This is a genomic window from Methylobacterium persicinum (assembly GCF_022179525.1).
In the GTDB taxonomy this organism is placed as follows: domain Bacteria; phylum Pseudomonadota; class Alphaproteobacteria; order Rhizobiales; family Beijerinckiaceae; genus Methylobacterium; species Methylobacterium persicinum.
The window spans coordinates 116,843-133,721 of the sequence record NZ_BPQX01000015.1 but is presented as its reverse complement, the minus strand read 5'-3'; the positions used below and the strand labels follow the sequence as shown (position 1 = coordinate 133,721).

Below are 16,879 nucleotides of genomic sequence, written 5' to 3'. Positions count from 1 at the left end.
CGCCTTGGCCGTCCATCGCGTCGGACCGGCCTTCGCAGCGTCGACTGTCTCAGCGGGGATCGTTGATGACGTGGTGGATACCCGCCCGCATATAGTCGTACCCGGTCCACAGCGTGAGGGCGGCTGCGAGCCACAGCAGGGCGATGCCGATGACCTCTGTCCCCGGCAGAACGATTTCTCCCGCCGGGCCGGCGACGAGGAAGCCCAGGGCGATGAGCTGCACCGTCGTCTTCCATTTGGCGATGCGGCTCACCGGCAGCCCGACTTTCAATTCGGCGAGGTATTCCCGCAGGCCCGAGACGAGCACTTCCCGGCAGAGGATCACGATGGCGGCCCAGATCGAGGTGCCGGCGATGGTGTGGTCCGCCGCGAGCATCAGCAGGCAGGCGGAGACGAGGAGCTTGTCGGCGATCGGGTCCAGCATGCGCCCGAGGGCGGAACTCTGCTGGTAGGTCCGTGCCACGTAGCCGTCGAGGTAGTCTGTCACCGCCGCGGCGACGAAGATCACGAACGCCACCGAGCGGGCGGTGATCGAATCGGGCCAGAACAGGAGGGCGACCATCACCGGCACGGCGACGAGCCGCCCGTAGGTGAGGCAGTTCGCGAGGTTCCATGCCGGTGAACGGCGCCGGGGGAGGACGGCGTTCATCGGTGGCGTGAAATCAGAGCGCGGCAATCCCGTCAACGGCTCGGCTCCACTCTCGCGCCCGGGTTCAGGCGCCGGCATGAAAGAAGTCGTAGACGGCCCGGGCCGTCGCCGCGTTGACGCCCGGAGCCCGGGCCAGATCCTCGTAGGCCGCGCGTTCGATCGCCTTCACCGTCCCGAAATGGTGGAGCAACGCCCGTTTGCGAGAAGGGCCGACGCCGGCGATCTCGTCAAGCGGGTTCTTGGTCATCTCGCGCTTGCGCTTGGCCCGGTGGGTGCCGATGGCGAAACGGTGCGCCTCATCGCGCAGGCGCTGGACGAAATAAAGCGTCGGGTCCCGGGGCGGCAGCTTGAAGGGCGGCTTGCCGGGGATGAAGAACGTCTCGCGCCCCGCATCCCGGTCGCGGCCCTTGGCGATTCCCACGAGGCACACGTCCTCCACGCCAATGGACGCCAGGGCCGTGCGGGCTGCTTCGAGCTGCCCCTTGCCGCCGTCGATCAGAACGAGGTCCGGCCATGCGGGAAAGGCGTCCCCGTCGGCCTCGCCTTCGGGCAGGGGTTCGGGCGCCGAATCCTCCGCCGCCGCGGCCTCGGCCGCGTTGCGGGGGGCCTCCTTGAGCAGGCGCTTGAAGCGGCGCTGAAGCACCTCGCGCATCATTCCGAAATCGTCGCCGGGGCTCAGCTCCTCCGACTTGATGTTGAAGGTGCGGTAGTATGTCTTCATGAAGCCCGTGGGCCCGGCGACGATCATCCCGCCGACGGCGTTCGTCCCCATGATGTGCGAATTGTCGTAGACTTCGACCCGACGGGGCGTCCGGTCGAGCCCGAGCGCCTGCCCGAGGGCGGTCAGGAGCTTGCCCTGCGACGCCGTGTCGGCAAGGCGGCGGGCCAGGGCCTCCTTCGCGTTCCGCTGGGCATAATCCACGAGGTTCCGGCGCTCGCCCCGTGCCGGGCGATGGATTTCCACGCGGTAGTCGACCCGGCTCGACAGGGCGGCGGCGACGAGTTCGGCGTCCTCGATCGGATGGCTGGTCAGGACGACCCGGGGGGCCGGCTTGTCGTCGTAGAACTGCCCGATGAACGAACCGAGCACCTCGTCCGCGCTCATCGACCGGTCGGCCTTCGGGAAGTAGGCCCGGTTGCCCCAGTTCTGGAAGTTGCGGAAGAAAAAGACCTCGATGCAGAACTGCCCGGCCTGCTCGTCGAGGGCGAACACGTCGGCCTCTTCCACGCCCTGCGTGTTGACGCCCTGCACCCCCTGGATCGCCGAGAGGGCGGCGATCCGGTCGCGGTAGCGAGCCGCCCGCTCAAACTCCATTGCCTCGGACGCTTCCTGCATCTCGGTGCGCATCCGGTCCTTCACGGCGTTCGACTTGCCGGCCAGGAAGGCCCGCGCTGCGTCGGCGAGCCCGGCGTAATCCTCCGCCGCGATCTCGCCCGTGCAGGGACCGGAACAGCGCTTGATCTGGTAGAGCAGGCAGGGCCGGCTGCGGTTCTCATAATAACTGTCGCTGCAGGTGCGCAGCAGGAAGGCGCGCTGAAGGGCGTTTACCGTACGGTTCACCGCCCACACGCTGGCGAAGGGGCCGTAATAGCTCCCCTTCCGCCGCCGGGCGCCACGATGCTTCACGATCTGCGGGGCCGGGCCGTCTTCGGTGACCAGGATGTAAGGGAACGACTTGTCGTCCCGCATCAGCACGTTGAAGCGCGGCTTCAACTGCTTGATCAGGTTGGCCTCGAGGAGCAGCGCCTCCGTCTCGGTGGCGGTGGTGACGAACTCCATCGCCGCCGTCTGCGAGATCATCCGCGCGATGCGGTTCGAATGGGCCTGACCACGGGCATAGGACGCGACCCGGGCCTTCAGGTTCTTGGCCTTGCCGACGTAGAGCACGTCGCCCTTGGCATCGAACATCCGGTAGACGCCGGGGGTCTGAGGCAGGGTCGACCAGAACCGTCGGATGATCTCGGTGCCCGCCTGCACCGCGCCGGGCTCGAAATCAAAGTCGATCTCGGCGCCCAGCTCGGCGGTGAGCGAGACGTCCGGCTCATCCGCGTCCTCGACCTCGGCGGCACGGCCGTCGTCGAACGTATCGGGGGGCAGGTCGTTGAGGGCTCTGCGGCTCATACCCCAGATGTAGGCGCTTTCGCGCCCGGGCGCACCGCGGCGTCGCCCTCAATCGAACAGGGCGTCGATGTCCGACTGATCGACGTGGCCCGGATCGTCGGGGAGCTTCGGCCCGTTCAGCAGGCCGTTCTCGTCATCGACGACCGGCGCCGGACCCTCGGCCAACAGGTCGCGGAAGCTGTCGAGGGCGGACCACGCGGAGATCACCCGGTCCAGATGCTCCTCGATGAACTTCATCACCTGGACGATTTTGTTGATCCGCTGGCCGGTCAGATCCTGGAAGTTGCAGGCCTCGTAGGCGCGAATGACCTGCTCGAGGATGGCGTCGATATGCGGATGGGCATCGGCGGTCAGGTGCATCGAGCGCAGCATCGATGCCCGGCTCTCCACGTCCTCCACCACGCTGAGGAGCGTCGAGGTGGCCCGCTCCGTCGATTCGACCACGGCGTCCAGTTCGTCGGCGGCCCGCCGCATGCCCTTGCCTGTGGCGTCCGACCGGTGAAGGGCGGCCAGATCGGATTTCGTCCGGACGATCGCCTCCTTCATCGAGTCGAGGTCGCTGCGCATCGCGAAAGCCTCGCCGAGTTCTCGACGGCAGGCCTCCACGGTTTCGCTGGCGCTCGACTGCATGATCCGGCGCAGTTCGCCAATGGCTGATAGGATTTCGTCGCTGCGTCCGACAGCGGGAACTTCGATGGCAGCCGGCGTGTCAAGGCCCAGGCTCTGCTCGATACGGTAGCGTTTGGTCTTCATCGGTGGGCTGACGGCCTGCGCTTGCTCGATTGGCACAGCTTGGACCGAAAACCATTAGCGGACCGTGACCGTACCGCGCGAAAGGTCTCCCCCGCCTCGAACTTCTGGCTTTTGCCCCGGTCAAAGCGCGTATTGGCCGACCACACCTCCATTCACGGTTGATTCATGCTGCGAACGGCCTGCCGTGAATTGGTCACTGATCGATTTCGATTCACCATAAGCTTTCACCCGATTCGACGGTTCGGGGCGGATGGTCCCCTCTACGGGACATGACGTCCGCCGCGGAGTGGCTGCGATGAGGAGTGGAAGGGTCGTGACGGCTGCGGGCATCGTGCTCGCAGCATTGTGGTGCGGGCCGGCTTCGGCACAGCAGGTCCGGTATGCCGAGGCCACGCCGACCGGCGGTTATGGCGGAGGCCTGATCGAATATCTGGTGACGGGACGATCCGACGGCGCGAACCGGTCCTGGCCCCAGGCGAACCGGGCGGTGCAGCGGCAGGCGGCCATCACCGCGGGAGACCGGGTGCCACCCTACGGCGAAGCCTCAACGCTCCCCTACGCCGCGCCGGTGGAGCCCATCGAGCCCGCCTCACGGTCCTATCCGCAGGAGCCGGATTACCGGGTCAGCCAAGCGATGGATCCGCAGTTCCTCCGGCAGGAAGTGGATTTCGCGGGGCCGCAGCGCCCAGGCACCATCCTCGTCGACACCAATGCCAAGCACCTCTACCTTGTCCAGCCCGGCCACAGGGCAATCCGCTACGGGATCGGCGTCGGGCGGCCGGGCTTCGCCTGGAGCGGCCTGAAGACGGTGAGCCGCAAGGCCGAATGGCCCGATTGGATTCCCCCGGCGGAGATGCTCGCGCGGCGGCCCGATCTGCCCCGGCACATGGCCGGCGGACCGGCCAATCCCCTCGGCGCCCGGGCCCTCTACCTTGGGTCGTCGCTCTATCGGATTCACGGTACCAACGAGCCGGGGACGATCGGCCGGAACGTGTCGTCCGGATGCATCCGCATGATGAACGAGGACGTGATCGACCTCTACGAGCGCGTCCCCGTGGGCACGCGGGTCGAGGTCCTCTGACGCGGCATCAATCTGATCGGGCTCACACAAAAAAGGCCCGGCTGCATGGGCAGCCGGGCCTTCTTCCGTTCCAGGGTTTCGCGTGCGCCGGTTCAGGTCCAGTCGCTGTCGTCGCCGCCGCCCAGGTCGCCGCCGAAATCGCCGCCCTGGTCGCTCCAGCCGGCATCCTGGAAGCCGCCATCCCCGCCGCCGAGGGCCGAGCCGAGATCCTGGTTACCGCCCGCGTCACCGTCTCCGTAGTAGTTGTTCACCACTGTCTCGCCACCACCGCCGAGCCCCGCCGCTGCCGCGCTGCCGAGGGAGGAATGGCCGCCGGCGAAGGCATTCGACAGGGCACTGCCGAGCAGCATTCCGCCCGCCGCGCCTGCCGCCATGGGAAGCGCGTTGGCGAGGAAGCCGCCACCTCGGCTCGGGGCCTGCTGCTGTCCCGCCCAGGGCCCACCCTGCTGCGGGTAACCCTGCTGCGGATAGCCGCCCTGCTGAGGCGGGTATCCCGGCTGCTGCGGAGCATAGCCCGGCTGCTGGTTGCCCCAAGGAGACCCGGCCGGACGCTGCTGCGGCTGCTGCTGGGGATAGCCCTGCTGGGGCTCCTGCGGACGGGAGCCGCCGCCACCGAAGATGCTCGACAGGAAGCCGCCGCCGCCCGAGCCCTGGGAGGACTGCGCGGCATGCCGCTTGGCCTCTTCGAGCTGCTGGTTAAGGCTCTTGATCGCCTCTTCCTGCACGTAGATCAGCTGCGCCATCGCGTAGGGGGCGTAAGGCTGCGCGCGGATCTTATCGGCGATGAACCGCTCGGCATCGGCGTCGCGGGACTGGCTCTGTGCCTGTTCCAGACGCTGGAAGATACCGGAGATGATATCGCGTTCCTCGCTGTTCATCGGGACCTCCTGAGATCGAACGCACGGCCGGGCGGGGACCGCGCGGCTAGGCCAGGACATGGGATCGCGGTGACGCTTTGTCAGGGGCGCATTGCAAAATCTTCATGCGCAGCCCCGACCCGGAACGCAAAAAGCCCGGCCGTGGGGCCGGGCTTTCCGTAGAGAAGGTGCCGCGGCGTGAGCCGCGGCGATGTCCGGCTTAATACGAGCCGAACTTGTAGTTCACGCCGGCGCGGACGACGGCGAACTCGGTCGAGGCGCGGGTGTTGGCCGGGCCGGAGACCAGGACCACGCCCGGGGAGGTGGTGGCGTAGGTGGCGCCGCCAGCGTTGGTGGCGAAGGCGCCGGCCGCGTTGCGGCTGCGGTCGAGGTTCACGTACAGGCCTTCGACCTTCAGCGTGACGGCCGAGGAGTGGAAGAAGTTCAGGAAGGACTCGGTCGGGAGAGCGTACTCGACGCCGCCGCCGACAGCGTAGCCGGTCTGGAAGTCGTTCGAGGACACGCCGGTGCCGAACTGACGGCCGCCGCCCGAGCCGTAGGCGAAGCCGCCCGTGGCGTAGACGAGGGTGCGGTCGAAGGCGTAGCCGAGGCGGCCGCGCACGGTGCCGAAGTAGTCGAGGCCTGACAGGCCGTTCGGGTTGTAGACGAGGGTGCCGGGGACGATCGACGAGCCGGCCGGAGCGGCGAAGGCAAAGCGGTTCCGCTGGGCGCCGAAGTCGACGTACTGGGCGTCAGCTTCGATACCGACGACCACGCCCGAACCCGGGGTGAACTGGTAGTTGTAGCCGATCTGACCGCCGCCAACGAAGCCTTCGTTGTTGTTGCGGTTGGAGAAGGCGAGCACGCCGGTGGTCGGCACGTTGCCGGCGGCGAAGATGCCGGTGGCGGGGGAGACGCCGACGACGGTCGGGGCGCGGGTCGACGAGGCGTCGAAGCCGTAACCGGCGTTGAAACCGGCGTAGAAGCCCGTCCAGGTGAAGACCGGCACCGGCGTGAACACCGGCGGCGGCGCAGCGCGGCGCGGAAGGTCGGCGGCCGAGGCGGCCACGGTCATGCCGGCCAGCCCGACGAGGGCGGTCGTGGCGCGAAGGAAAGCAGTCATCTTACGGTCCTCACTGACGGATCGGCTTGGCCGTTCCGAACTGGTTGATCCAGCGGTTCCGAGGTTGCTTTGCGCTCTGCGATGCCACCAACCGCTTCCGCGGCCCCTTACGGCGGCTCACCTTTTCCCCGGTTCCTTGACGCTCTAAACGCGCCCGAATGGTCAAGGTTCGATTGCTGCCACGCTTTTTTTGCGGCATTGTCCCGGACAAGTTGTCGCACCTACCCCTGTGGGTGATGCGGGCCGGTCAACGCAGGAGGGTAATCGCCGAGATCAGCCGGCCGTAATCGGGCTCATTCCGGTGGGTCGTGCGCCGGAAGCTGTAGAAGCGCTCCTCGTCGGCATATGTGCACGCGTTGAGCGCCGCGGCCTCTCCAACCTCCGCCTCCGCCAGTCTGGCCAAGATGTAGCCCGGCAGATCGAACTGCCGGTGTCCTGGCCGTTGCCCCGGACCGAGGAAACGCTCCATCCCGGGCGCCTCGGCACTGAACCGAGCCACGAAATCGGGGCCGACCTCATAGTTCGGTTGGCTGATCGTCGGGCCCAGCACCGCGACGACGGATCGGCGCTTCGCCCCGAGGCGTTCCATCGCCGCCACCGTCGCGCCGATGACGCCGGTGAGGGCCCCCTTCCATCCGGCATGAGCCGCGCCAATCACGCCGTTGTCGGGATCGGCGAAAAGAATGGGCCCGCAATCGGCGGTCGCGATCCCGAGCGCGACCCCGGGCACCGCGGTCACCATCGCGTCGGCCTTCGGGCGCTCGCCCTGGGGGAACGGCGCCTCGACGGTGACGACATCGGCGGAATGCACCTGATACAGGCTGACGAGGCGATCCCCCTCCAAGCCGAGGGCCTCGCACATCCGACGGCGGTTCTCGGCGACGTGGTCCTGTCGGTCGCTGGAGCCGAGGCCGCCGTTCAACGATGCGTAGAGGCCCTCGGAGACGCCCCCCTTTCGGGTGAAGAAGGCGTGGCGAATCCCGCCGTGGGAGGACAATTCCGGCGCCTCGATGAACTGGCCTACGGTCATGTCCTCGATCTCCTTCGGGTCCGGTCGCCCCGATATCCTAAGGCGCAGGCCCTGGCGATGTGATACTCATGTTGCGGTGCCGCATTCGTGCGGCGCCGCCGGCTGCGGCCGGAGCCACTTCCGAGGAGGACCGCCATGCGGAAGACGGACGAAGACGAGCGGCCGAGGGATCCCGCACCGCCGAAGATCCCGGGCGCCTTGACGCCCCCCGTGCCGTGGGACGGCCACCCCGCTCCCGACGCCGGGATCCGGGACAAGGATTCCGAAGGACAGACGAAGCCGGCAACGCCGATCACGAGCGGTTTCGGCTCCTTCGAAGGCTGACCTTTTGCGCCCCCGCGGTCTCCGGATCGCGGGGGCCTCGACCGCGTGTCACACTATGGCCGGCGGCAGGCCGGGAAGTCCGTCGAGGGCCGGCGCGGACAGCACCATCACCTTGAAAAGGCGCCCCATCCCTTCGGGGCGGTCATCCGTCAGCCGGGTCACGGCGGCGTCGATGGAGGCGGCTTGGGCATCGTCCGCGCGGAGCCTCAGGCGCGCCGCGCGCTCCCGCAGCCCCAGGGCGGTTAGGAAGTCGCCCTGGCTCACCGGTCCGTGGATGGCGGCACCCGCTTCGCGGCCCGCAAGCGCCAGCGCCGCGAAATCCACGTGGCAGGTCAAGTCGGCCTCCCCGGGGGCGGCCAGGGGATCGGCGAAGGCGTGCCCTGCTAGGGCCTGGAGCGTATCGCCGAAACCGGGCTCGACATGCCCATAATCGATCGCCAAAAGGACGCCGCCCTGGTCGCGGACACGCCGGGCGATCGCCCTCACAGTATCGAGCGCGACACCCGGCACCGAGACCACCGCACCGTCGGCGGCTTCGGCCGCGATTCCCGGGGTCGGCTCAGGGGCGAGGCCGAAGGCCAGGGCGCCGTCGGCGCCGATGCCGACCAGACGCTCGTGCCAGCCATCGCCCGCCCGGACGAACTGGCGTACCGGCAGGCAGTCGAAAAACTCGTTGGCGATGATGATTGCTGGCCCGTCCGGGACACTTTCGAGGCCGGGGTGCCATGTCGCGGCGGTCCCGGCGAGTCTCCGCTCCTGCACTTGACGCAGCACCCCACTGGTCTCCACGAGGTGGGGAGCGACGCGCAGACCGGGCGCGGCGGCGGCCAGCGCGCGCAGCGCATCCCCCATCAGGGTGCCACGGCCCGGGCCGAGCTCGACGAGGAGCAAGGGCTCCGGCGCTCCCATCGCCCGATGGACCCAGGCCGCCCAGGCGCCGATCAACTCCCCGAACATCTGTGTGATCTCGGGGGCGGTGGTAAAATCGCCCCGGGCGCCGAGGGGGTCACGTGTGCGGTAGTAGCCGTGGGCCGGGTGGCCCAGGCAGAGGGCCATGTAACGGTCGATCCCGATGGGACCTGTCTCGCGGATGATCGCCGCGATCTCCCGCCCCAGGGGCGTCACGCCTTGGCGCGCGCCGCCTGCGCCTCCTGCGTCGGGTCGGCCGCGGCGGCGGTTCGCTTCGGTCGGGTCCGGCCGGTAGCGGCGAGAACGATGTAGGTCAGACCCACCAGCGCCATGGGGACGCAGAGCAGCATGCCCATGGTCACGCCACCACCCATCGGGCCGAGCCCATCACCGAAGAGGAAGCCGAGCTGCGCATCCGGCTCCCGGAAGAACTCGCAGGTCGTCCGGGCGATGGCATAGCCCAGGACGAAGATGCCGCCGAGAAGACCGGGCTTGCGGAACCCGAAGCGCCGGGCCGCGATCGCCATGACGATGAAGAGCAGCAGCCCCTCCGTCGCCGCCTCGTAGAGTTGGCTCGGGTGTCGCGGAACGGGGCCGCCGGTCGGGAAGACGATCGCGTAGGGGAAGTCTGGTGCGACCCGGCCCCACAGCTCGCCATTCACGAAATTCGCGATCCGGCCGAAGAACAGGCCGATGGGCACCACCACCGCCCCGATATCGAGGAGCGTATAGCCGTTCAGCCCCCTCGAACGGGCGAAGAGCAGGAAGGCGAGGATGGCCCCGAGGAACCCGCCGTGGAACGACATGCCGCCGTTGCGGATCGCCAGGATCTCGATCGGATCGGCGATGTACATCGGCAGATTGTAAAACAGCACGTAGCCGATGCGTCCGCCGAGGACGACGCCGAGCGCCACCCAGACCACGAGGTCATCGATATCGGTCGGCACCGGGCGCTTCACGACGCCCCAGAGGCGGTCGGCCATGACGAGCCGGCGGGCGTAATACCACCCGCCGATCAAGCCGGCGATGTACGCCAAGGCGTACCACTTGATGGTGATCGGCCCGATCGCGATGGCGACGGGATCGATCGCCGGGAAGGGCAGGGCGAGGATCGGCATCGGCAGGGTCTCCGCGGGGGGAGTGGCGCCACCGGCCCCCGGCGTCAAGCCCGAGCCTTCCACACGTCGTCGCTAACGCGGCGACGAAGGGGAGGGGGGAGCAGTCAGCCCTGCCGCAGGAAAACGAAGCCGTGACCGTCCGGGCCGCTGGCGTAGCAGGCCGTCTCATCGGCTGTGATCCGCACCGAGAATCCGCTCAGCGCAATCGTTTCCGCGAGGGCCGCCGGATCCTCCACCGCAAAGACGAAGCGCGTACTCGCGCAATCGGCCGGGCCGAACGCTCGCGTGCTCTGCGTCCGCTGCGGCTCCCGGTAATGGAGCAACTCCACGTGCGGAGCCGGATCGGGCGGCGTCATGGCAATGACGTCGACCACGGGATCCGCCAGCCCATCGAGCCGCGCCTGCTCCGGGCCCCGGTTCAGGCCCCGCTCCGAGACGGTGAGACCGAGCGCGCCGCCGAGGAAGCCGATGGCCGCGTCGAGATCCGTCACGGTGATGGCCGAATGGTCGATGCCGAGGAACAGGCCCGGCGCCCCGGCCCAGCGCTCAGCGGGCTCGCCGCCGGGGAAATGGATCAGCTCGAGGGGATGCCCGTCCGGGTCGCGGAACTTGTAGGCCGCCACACCCCCCGACGACAGCGGCAGAACCTGCGGGCCGCCCTGGCTGATCGGCGCGTGATGATGCGCCGAAAGCTGGGCAAAGGCCTTCGCCATGTCGCGCACGGGAATGGCGAGGTGCTGGAACACGGGATCGGTGGCATCCGAATCGGTGGGGTAGGGGGCGCCCGGAGGGTCTAGCGCCAGGAATGACACCTGCTGATGACCGAGCGCCATCCGAAGGCGCCGGCCGTCAAACCCGGACAGGCCGAGCGCCTGCGCCTCCGCCGGGGGCAGGGGCTCCGGCGGCGCCTGTCGCACGAAGCCAAGGGCATCCCGGTAGAAGGCCTCGGTCCGTACGAGGTCGGCGACCGTGCGGTCGAAGCGGAGGATCGCCAGGACGCCGGTCACGGCCGGCTCGCTCCGCGGGTGTTCGTGAAGATGGCGTAGACCGAGTGCGAGGCACACAGGAAGAGCCGGCTGCGGTTCCGCCCGCCGAAGGTGAAGTTCGCCACCGTCGAGGGCACCAGGATCTTTCCCATCAGCTCCCCGCCAGGATCGATGCAGTGCACGCCATCGCCTGCGCTCGACCAGAGATTACCATCCTCGTCGCAGCGTATGCCGTCGGCATTGCCGGGGGAGATGGTGCAGAACACCCGCCCGCCGGTCAGCCGCCCGTCATCCTGCACGTCGAAGACCCGGATGTGCTGCACCGGGTCTTTCGCGAACTGAAGGCCGGTTTCCACGATGTAGAGGAGACGCTCGTCCGGGGAGAAGCAAAGGCCGTTGGGGCCCTGGAAGTCATCGGCGACGACGGTCAGCACGCCACTGCGGGGATCGAACCGGTACACGCTAGCGGGGAGTTCTGGCTCCTGCTTGCCACCTTCGTAGTCGGTCTGGATGCCGTAATGTGGATCGCTGAACCAGATCGTGCCGTCGGACTTCACGACGATGTCGTTGGGGGAATTCAGGCGCCGGCCCTGATAGCGCTCGACCAGCGACGTGATGCTTCCGTCGAGTTCCGTGCGATGGATGCGCCGGCCCCTGTGCGAGCACGACAAGAGCCGACCTTCGCGATCCCGCGTGTGGCCGTTCTCGAAATCGCTGTCGCGGCGGAACACGCTGAGGCCGCCGCTTTCGCTCCAGCGCATCACCCGGTTGTTGGGCAGGTCGGAGAACAGGAGCTCGTCGCGGTCCCCGAACCAAACCGGACCCTCGGTCCAGCGGAAACCCTCGGCGAGCTTCTCCAACTCGGCGTTCGGCAGGACGTACCGCTTGAAGCGATCCTGCGTCAGTTCATACCGCTCCATGACGACGCACTCACTTGAAGCGGCCGGGCTGGTCGATCGTAGGCGTCACATCGAGCCCGGTGACGATCATCGTACAGGGCTCGTCGCCGACGGTGCCGGAGAGATGGCCCTTCTTGCCGTCGCGCTCCTTGGTGCTCTGGTCCTCGCCCATCATCAGTTCACCGGGGCCCATCTCGACGCGGGTGCCGTCCATCGTCTCGACGAACCAGCGGCCGGACAGGATGGCGATCCATTGCGGACGGGGATTCTCGTGCCACTCCCCAACCCACCCGACGGGCAGGACCGTGAAGGTGACGCCGGCCTGCGACTTCTCCTGCTTGTCGTTCCACTGCGGCGCGGTGTGAGGGTCGACGCCCTCGAACTTGAACGCGGACAACGCGCACTTCACTTGCCGGCTCACCCCTTCCTTGTCGGTGTAGACGTGCCAGTAGGACATCGTCGGAGGGGTCGGCTTGCTCATCGTCGTTCCTTGGGGCGCCTCGTGGGGACCCCCGGGCAACGTGGTTCGCGGCTGCGGGTTGCCGCCTGCCGTCGCTGCCGAGGAATGCGTGAGGGGAAGGGCCACACCCCCTGACGCAAGCCCTGCCGCAAGAGCGAGGGCTTGGCGGCGGCTCATGCGCTCAGTCATGGGGGACACCGTCATTGCGAGCGCAGCGAAGCAATCCACGGAAGCGGGATAGTTCCGGACGTGGCGATGCTCTCGATTGCTTCGCTCCGCTCGCAATGACGGACGGGACGAATGTTCACATCCTGTCGGGCAGGCGGTCGTCCTGGGCGAGGTTCGAGAACCGGGTGATGTTGGCGTCGAACTGCAGTTCCACGGTGCCGGTCGGACCGTGGCGCTGCTTGCCGATGATGACCTCCGCCTTGCCGTGGACCCGCTGCATCTCGGCTTCCCACGCAAAGAACTCTTCCGTACCCTCCCGGGGCTTCTTGTTGCCGACGTAATATTCCTCGCGGAACACGAACATCACCACGTCGGCGTCCTGCTCGATCGAGCCCGATTCACGCAGATCCGAGAGCTGAGGCCGCTTGTCGTCGCGGTTCTCCACCTGACGGGAGAGCTGTGACAGGGCGATCACCGGCACGGCCAGCTCCTTGGCGAGCGCCTTCAGGCCGGTGGTGATCTCGGTCATCTCCTGCACGCGGTTGTCGCTGCGCTTTCCCGAGCCCGAGAGCAGCTGCAAATAGTCGATGATCAGGACGTCGAGGCCCTTCTGCCGCTTCAGCCGCCGGGCGCGGGCCGAGAGCTGGGCGATGGAAATGCCGCCGGTCTGGTCGATGTAGAATGGAATGGTCTGCATCTCCCGGGCCGCATCGGTGATCTTGTAGAAATCCTCGGGGCGGATATCGCCGCGGCGGATCTTGTAGGACGCCACGCCCGATTGCTCGGCGATAATGCGGGTGGCGAGCTGCTCGGCCGACATTTCCAGGGAGAAGAACCCGACGATGCCGCCGTTCACCGTGCGGATCGTGCCGTCCTGATGCTTCTCGCCCCGGTACGCCTTGGCGATGTTGAAGGCGATGTTGGTGACGAGCGACGTCTTGCCCATGGCCGGGCGGCCGGCGAGGATGATCAGATCGGACGATTGCAGGCCGCCCATCTTCGCGTCGAGGTCGCTGAGCCCTGTGGCGATGCCGGAGAGCTTACCGTCCCGCTGGTAGGCCTTGGCGGCCATGTCGACCGCGGCGGTGAGCGCGTCGGAGAACTTCTGGAAGCCGCCGTCGTACTTGCCGGCCTCGGCCAATTCGTAGAGGCGCCGCTCCGTCTCCTCGATCTGGTCCCGGGGGGCCTGCTCGACGGGCGCCTCGTAGGCGCCGTTCACCAGTTCCTCGCCGATGGCGATCAACCGGCGGCGGATGGCGAGGTCATAGATAGTCCGACCGTACTCGGCCGCGTTGATGACCGTAGTCGCGTCCGCCGCCAATCGGGCGAGGTACTGGATCACCGTCTGGCCGCCGAAATCGGCATCGCCCAGGTAGGTCTTCATGGTGATCGGCGTCGCCAGCTTGCCCGATTTGATCAGCGAAGAGGCGACGGTGAAGATCTGCTGGTGGGCATCCTCCATGAAGTGCTCGGAAAGGAGGAAGTCCGACACGCGGTAATAGGCGTCGTTGTTGACCAGGATGGCGCCCAGCAACGCCTGCTCCGCATCGATGTTGTGCGGTGCGACGCGGTACTCCGCCTTCACCGCTTCGAGCTTGGCCGTGATCGCGTTGGGCAATGCCATCGGCGGAGCGACTCCCGTCCAGCGCCCGAGCGGCGCATCTCACATCCCAACCATCGCCCCGTTTGGTTGACCGAAGCTTAGCCGGAGGCTGCGCAACCGGGCATTCCTCGAAATGCGCGAATGCCCGCCGACTCGAAAGCAGGCGGGCATCCATGCTGGAACAAACGCGGAACAAGTCAAGCGGTCTGGCCGGGTATCCCCGTTATCACCGCTTTCACCAACTGACCGCTCCGGCGAAGGGAGAGGCGATCAGCCGCGGTCGTCGGCACCCTCGCCGGCATCGGCCAGGGCCGCGCCGACCTCCAGGCCCAGGTCGTCGAGATTGAACGCGTCGCGCTCAATGACGGCCTCGCCACGGGCCTGACGCTCGGCCTCTTCCGGGCTGCGGGCGACGTTGACGGTGATCTGAACCTCAACCTCGGGGTGCAGTGTCACCGGCACGGTGAACAGGCCAAGGGTCTTAATCGGCTGGTTCAGAACGATCTGGCCGCGGTCGACGGAGAAGCCTTCCTTCGTCACGATCTCGGCAAGGTCGCGGGTCGAGACGGAACCGTAGAGCACGCCGGTCTCGCCGGACTGGCGGATGAGCATGAAGCTCTGGCCGTTCAGCTTCTCGGCGACGGCCTCGGCGTCCTTCTTGCGCTCGAGGTTGCGGGTCTCGAGCTGGGCGCGCTGGGCCTCGAAGTGCTTCTTGTTGGACTCGGTCGCGCGCAGGGCCTTGCCGCGGGCGAGGAGGAAGTTGCGAGCGAAGCCGGGGCGCACGTTCACAGTCTCGCCCATCTGGCCGAGCTTGGCGACGCGTTCGAGCAGGATCACTTCCATGGTCAATCTCCTTTAGTCAAAGGGCGGGGCCATACGGCCCCTTGGGGTCACGGCGCCGCGGGGCCTTTGGGCCGGCGGCGGTCGAGGGCGGTGTCGGCGAGGCCGAAAATGGTGAGGGCGATCAGGGCGACGCCCTGGGTCACGAACAGGACGACGTACATCGCGAACAGCATCAGCCCCCGGCCGGGGCGGCCCCGCGAGCGGTCGTGGAACGCGGCGAGGCCCTGGAGCGCGAAGACGGCGGTGAACGCACCGACGAGGGCGACGCCGAGGACGCCGGCAAAGCCCGGGGCAAAGCTGAGGATCGCGGCGGCTGCGAGGACGCCGAGGCAGGCCTTGGGCATTTTGGTGGAGGGTAGATCCGGCCAGGGCCGCAAGAGGCGGCCGGAGATCCCCACGATCCGGGCGGCGGCCCAGAGGTAGAAGGTCAGGAGCATGGCCAGGCCGTGGGCGGCGAGCGCCGGGACGATCGCCGCGAAGGCGGTGGCGAGTTCGTCGCGGGAGACGTCGCCGTCGGACTGGTCCTTGTCCGGTGTGGACTTGTCAGCCCCTGCGGGGCCGGCGTCCGGCGAGGGCCCAGGTGCCGGGCTGCGGGAATCAACGAGGCCGTGCGACAGCTTCTGCAGCTGCACCTCGTAGGCCGTGTAGTTGGGGTTGGCCAGGACGGCGATGGCGATGAAGGCTAGGGCGGCGGTCGCCGCGATCCAGCCGAGGAGCCTGCCGGTCGGGTACCATTCCAGGCCCGAAGCGGTCTCCCGGCCAAGCACCGTTAGGTAGGCGAGCCACCATGCGGGCAGGGCGATGTAGGCGGCGAAGGCGAGGCCCATGAAGGGTTGGATCACCGCCATCAGCACGAGGCAGCCGGTCGCGGCGGCAGCCAGGGCCGCCCGGTGGCTCCAGCCCAGGCCGACGATCAGGATCGGCAGCGGGGCGAGCAAATACAGGGTGATGGCGAGGGCGGAACCCTTCAGCAGCACGCCGAAGAGCAGGGCCGATACAAGGCCGGCGCCAACGCCGATGAGGAGGTTGTGGGTCATGGGTTCCGCTGTCCCCCCGCCCGCGAGGGAGGGGTTAGGGGCGCGTTCGTCTGCCCCAACGATCGAGCGGGGTCGCCGCTCTCAGGGAACCGGCCCGGCATCGCTGCTGGGCCGGCGGTGTTCGTCTGACTACTTGATCACGTAGGGGAGCAGGCCGAGGAAGCGGGAACGCTTGATCGCCTGGGCGAGCTCGCGCTGCTTCTTGGCCGACACCGCGGTGATGCGGGACGGGACGATCTTGCCGCGCTCCGACACGTAGCGGGAGAGCAGCTTCACGTCCTTGTAGTCGATCTTCGGCGCATTGGCGCCGGAGAAGGGGCAGGTCTTCCGACGGCGGAAGAAGGGACGGCGGCCACCGCCGCCACCAGCACCGAAAGCCATAATCAGTTCTCCCCGCCGAAGCCGCCGCCGAAGCCGTCGTCATCCCGACGCCGGCCGCGCTCACGATCCTTGCGGTCGTCGCGGTCACGCTTCTGCATCATCGCGGACGGCTCGGAGTCGAGTTCCTCGACCCGCACCGTCATGAAACGCAGGATGTCTTCCGAGATCTGCATCTGACGCTCCATCTCGGCGATCGCCGCGGGCGGCGCGTCGATGTTGAGGAGCGCGAAATGCGCCTTCCGGTTCTTCTTGATGCGGTAGGCGAGGGACTTCACGCCCCACATCTCGATCTTCTCGAGACGCCCACCGTTCTGCTCGATGACGCCCTTGTAGGTGTCGATCATCGTCTCGACCTGCTGGGACGTCACGTCCTGGCGTGCCAGGAGCACGTGCTCATAGAGAGGCATTCCGGGCCTTTCGTCGTCAAAGGAGGCCCGTCCGCTCGCGCGGATATGTCGGGCCGGTTCATCTCGCGGTCGGCTCGGCGCCAAGCCCTTCGAGCCGTATGTCAGGCCCGAGCGGTTGATCGAAGGCGG

The 16,879-nt window shown here is 67.8% G+C and carries 18 protein-coding genes; 2 read left to right on the top strand and 16 right to left on the bottom strand.

The features are described 5' to 3' along the window. Positions 1-49: 49 nt before the first annotated feature. The 3 genes from pgsA to MFF22_RS06430 form a co-directional block, all read right to left on the bottom strand. A complete protein-coding gene (pgsA, locus tag MFF22_RS06440) occupies positions 50-649 on the bottom strand; it encodes a CDP-diacylglycerol--glycerol-3-phosphate 3-phosphatidyltransferase (RefSeq protein ID WP_238248152.1) in 600 nt (199 codons plus the stop codon). 64 nt (positions 650-713) lie between these two features. Beyond that, positions 714-2,771 carry an excinuclease ABC subunit UvrC gene (uvrC, locus tag MFF22_RS06435; RefSeq protein WP_238248151.1) on the bottom strand — a complete coding sequence of 686 codons (2,058 nt, stop codon included), beginning with the start codon at positions 2,769-2,771 and terminating at the stop codon, positions 714-716. Between the two features lie 48 nt (positions 2,772-2,819). Then, complete coding sequence (locus tag MFF22_RS06430) at positions 2,820-3,524, bottom strand: protein phosphatase CheZ (RefSeq protein ID WP_238248150.1); 705 nt, start codon at positions 3,522-3,524, stop codon at positions 2,820-2,822. 295 nt (positions 3,525-3,819) lie between these two features. Between MFF22_RS06430 and MFF22_RS06425 the strand changes: the two genes are divergently transcribed. Beyond that, the gene (locus tag MFF22_RS06425; protein ID WP_238248149.1) at positions 3,820-4,605 is read left to right on the top strand and encodes a L,D-transpeptidase; all 786 of its coding nucleotides are present in this window, start codon (positions 3,820-3,822) and stop codon (positions 4,603-4,605) included. A 92-nt stretch (positions 4,606-4,697) separates the two neighbouring features. Here the strand turns inward: MFF22_RS06425 and MFF22_RS06420 are convergent, their stop codons facing one another. The 3 genes from MFF22_RS06420 to pgeF all read right to left on the bottom strand — a co-directional run bounded on the left by MFF22_RS06420 (position 4,698) and on the right by pgeF (position 7,615). After that, positions 4,698-5,483 (bottom strand): DUF2076 domain-containing protein, encoded by a 786-nt coding sequence (locus tag MFF22_RS06420; RefSeq protein WP_238248148.1) that lies wholly within the window; start codon positions 5,481-5,483, stop codon positions 4,698-4,700. Positions 5,484-5,682: 199 nt separating this feature from the next. After that, positions 5,683-6,585, bottom strand: coding sequence for an outer membrane protein (locus MFF22_RS06415; protein ID WP_238248147.1), 903 nt, complete (start codon positions 6,583-6,585; stop codon positions 5,683-5,685). A gap of 247 nt (positions 6,586-6,832) precedes the next feature. Continuing rightward, the gene (pgeF, locus tag MFF22_RS06410; protein WP_238248146.1) at positions 6,833-7,615 is read right to left on the bottom strand and encodes a peptidoglycan editing factor PgeF; all 783 of its coding nucleotides are present in this window, start codon (positions 7,613-7,615) and stop codon (positions 6,833-6,835) included. Positions 7,616-7,750: 135 nt separating this feature from the next. On the opposite strand from pgeF, the gene MFF22_RS06405 reads away from it, so the two are divergent. Beyond that, positions 7,751-7,939: a hypothetical protein gene (locus tag MFF22_RS06405; protein ID WP_238248145.1), complete on the top strand. Its 189-nt coding sequence runs from the start codon at positions 7,751-7,753 to the stop codon at positions 7,937-7,939. 48 nt (positions 7,940-7,987) lie between these two features. On the opposite strand, the gene MFF22_RS06400 is transcribed toward MFF22_RS06405, so the two are convergent. The 10 genes from MFF22_RS06400 to rpsF all read right to left on the bottom strand — a co-directional run bounded on the left by MFF22_RS06400 (position 7,988) and on the right by rpsF (position 16,750). Then, on the bottom strand, positions 7,988-9,064 hold the full coding sequence (locus MFF22_RS06400; protein WP_238248144.1) for a class I SAM-dependent methyltransferase: 1,077 nt from the start codon (positions 9,062-9,064) through the stop codon (positions 7,988-7,990). After that, positions 9,061-9,966 carry a prolipoprotein diacylglyceryl transferase gene (gene lgt / locus MFF22_RS06395; protein ID WP_370877536.1) on the bottom strand — a complete coding sequence of 302 codons (906 nt, stop codon included), beginning with the start codon at positions 9,964-9,966 and terminating at the stop codon, positions 9,061-9,063. The genes MFF22_RS06400 and lgt overlap by 4 nt, the downstream gene beginning before the upstream one ends. Positions 9,967-10,070: 104 nt before the next feature. Then, positions 10,071-10,973, bottom strand: coding sequence for a VOC family protein (locus tag MFF22_RS06390; protein WP_238248143.1), 903 nt, complete (start codon positions 10,971-10,973; stop codon positions 10,071-10,073). After that, positions 10,970-11,872, bottom strand: coding sequence for an SMP-30/gluconolactonase/LRE family protein (locus tag MFF22_RS06385; RefSeq protein ID WP_238248142.1), 903 nt, complete (start codon positions 11,870-11,872; stop codon positions 10,970-10,972). The genes MFF22_RS06390 and MFF22_RS06385 overlap by 4 nt, the downstream gene beginning before the upstream one ends. Positions 11,873-11,882: 10 nt before the next feature. Beyond that, positions 11,883-12,332 carry a cupin domain-containing protein gene (locus MFF22_RS06380; RefSeq protein ID WP_238248141.1) on the bottom strand — a complete coding sequence of 150 codons (450 nt, stop codon included), beginning with the start codon at positions 12,330-12,332 and terminating at the stop codon, positions 11,883-11,885. Between the two features lie 283 nt (positions 12,333-12,615). After that, positions 12,616-14,103, bottom strand: coding sequence for a replicative DNA helicase (locus tag MFF22_RS06375; RefSeq protein WP_238248140.1), 1,488 nt, complete (start codon positions 14,101-14,103; stop codon positions 12,616-12,618). A 249-nt stretch (positions 14,104-14,352) separates the two neighbouring features. After that, positions 14,353-14,925, bottom strand: a complete 573-nt coding sequence (rplI, locus tag MFF22_RS06370; RefSeq protein WP_238248139.1) for a 50S ribosomal protein L9 — start codon at positions 14,923-14,925, stop codon at positions 14,353-14,355. A gap of 47 nt (positions 14,926-14,972) precedes the next feature. Next, positions 14,973-15,962: a DUF2232 domain-containing protein gene (locus MFF22_RS06365; protein WP_238248138.1), complete on the bottom strand. Its 990-nt coding sequence runs from the start codon at positions 15,960-15,962 to the stop codon at positions 14,973-14,975. 129 nt (positions 15,963-16,091) lie between these two features. Further along, positions 16,092-16,343: a 30S ribosomal protein S18 gene (rpsR, locus tag MFF22_RS06360; protein WP_066921788.1), complete on the bottom strand. Its 252-nt coding sequence runs from the start codon at positions 16,341-16,343 to the stop codon at positions 16,092-16,094. Between the two features lie 2 nt (positions 16,344-16,345). Further along, positions 16,346-16,750: a 30S ribosomal protein S6 gene (gene rpsF, locus MFF22_RS06355; RefSeq protein WP_238248137.1), complete on the bottom strand. Its 405-nt coding sequence runs from the start codon at positions 16,748-16,750 to the stop codon at positions 16,346-16,348. Positions 16,751-16,879 lie beyond the last annotated feature (129 nt).

Bases quoted from the DNA above. Each gene is read 5' to 3' on its own strand.
- uvrC (WP_238248151.1), bottom strand. From the start codon at position 2,771: ATGAGCCGCAGAGCCCTCAACGACCTGCCCCCCGATACGTTCGACGAC.
- MFF22_RS06430 (WP_238248150.1), bottom strand. From the start codon at position 3,524: ATGAAGACCAAACGCTACCGTATCGAGCAGAGCCTGGGCCTTGACACG.
- MFF22_RS06420 (WP_238248148.1), bottom strand. From the start codon at position 5,483: ATGAACAGCGAGGAACGCGATATCATCTCCGGTATCTTCCAGCGTCTG.
- MFF22_RS06375 (WP_238248140.1), bottom strand. From the start codon at position 14,103: ATGGCATTGCCCAACGCGATCACGGCCAAGCTCGAAGCGGTGAAGGCG.
- rpsR (WP_066921788.1), bottom strand. From the start codon at position 16,343: ATGGCTTTCGGTGCTGGTGGCGGCGGTGGCCGCCGTCCCTTCTTCCGC.
- MFF22_RS06365 (WP_238248138.1), bottom strand. From the start codon at position 15,962: ATGACCCACAACCTCCTCATCGGCGTTGGCGCCGGCCTTGTATCGGCC.
- MFF22_RS06385 (WP_238248142.1), bottom strand. From the start codon at position 11,872: ATGGAGCGGTATGAACTGACGCAGGATCGCTTCAAGCGGTACGTCCTG.
- pgeF (WP_238248146.1), bottom strand. From the start codon at position 7,615: ATGACCGTAGGCCAGTTCATCGAGGCGCCGGAATTGTCCTCCCACGGC.
- rplI (WP_238248139.1), bottom strand. From the start codon at position 14,925: ATGGAAGTGATCCTGCTCGAACGCGTCGCCAAGCTCGGCCAGATGGGC.
- pgsA (WP_238248152.1), bottom strand. From the start codon at position 649: ATGAACGCCGTCCTCCCCCGGCGCCGTTCACCGGCATGGAACCTCGCG.
- lgt (WP_370877536.1), bottom strand. From the start codon at position 9,966: ATGCCGATCCTCGCCCTGCCCTTCCCGGCGATCGATCCCGTCGCCATC.
- MFF22_RS06415 (WP_238248147.1), bottom strand. From the start codon at position 6,585: ATGACTGCTTTCCTTCGCGCCACGACCGCCCTCGTCGGGCTGGCCGGC.
- MFF22_RS06425 (WP_238248149.1), top strand. From the start codon at position 3,820: ATGAGGAGTGGAAGGGTCGTGACGGCTGCGGGCATCGTGCTCGCAGCA.
- MFF22_RS06405 (WP_238248145.1), top strand. From the start codon at position 7,751: ATGCGGAAGACGGACGAAGACGAGCGGCCGAGGGATCCCGCACCGCCG.
- MFF22_RS06380 (WP_238248141.1), bottom strand. From the start codon at position 12,332: ATGAGCAAGCCGACCCCTCCGACGATGTCCTACTGGCACGTCTACACC.
- rpsF (WP_238248137.1), bottom strand. From the start codon at position 16,750: ATGCCTCTCTATGAGCACGTGCTCCTGGCACGCCAGGACGTGACGTCC.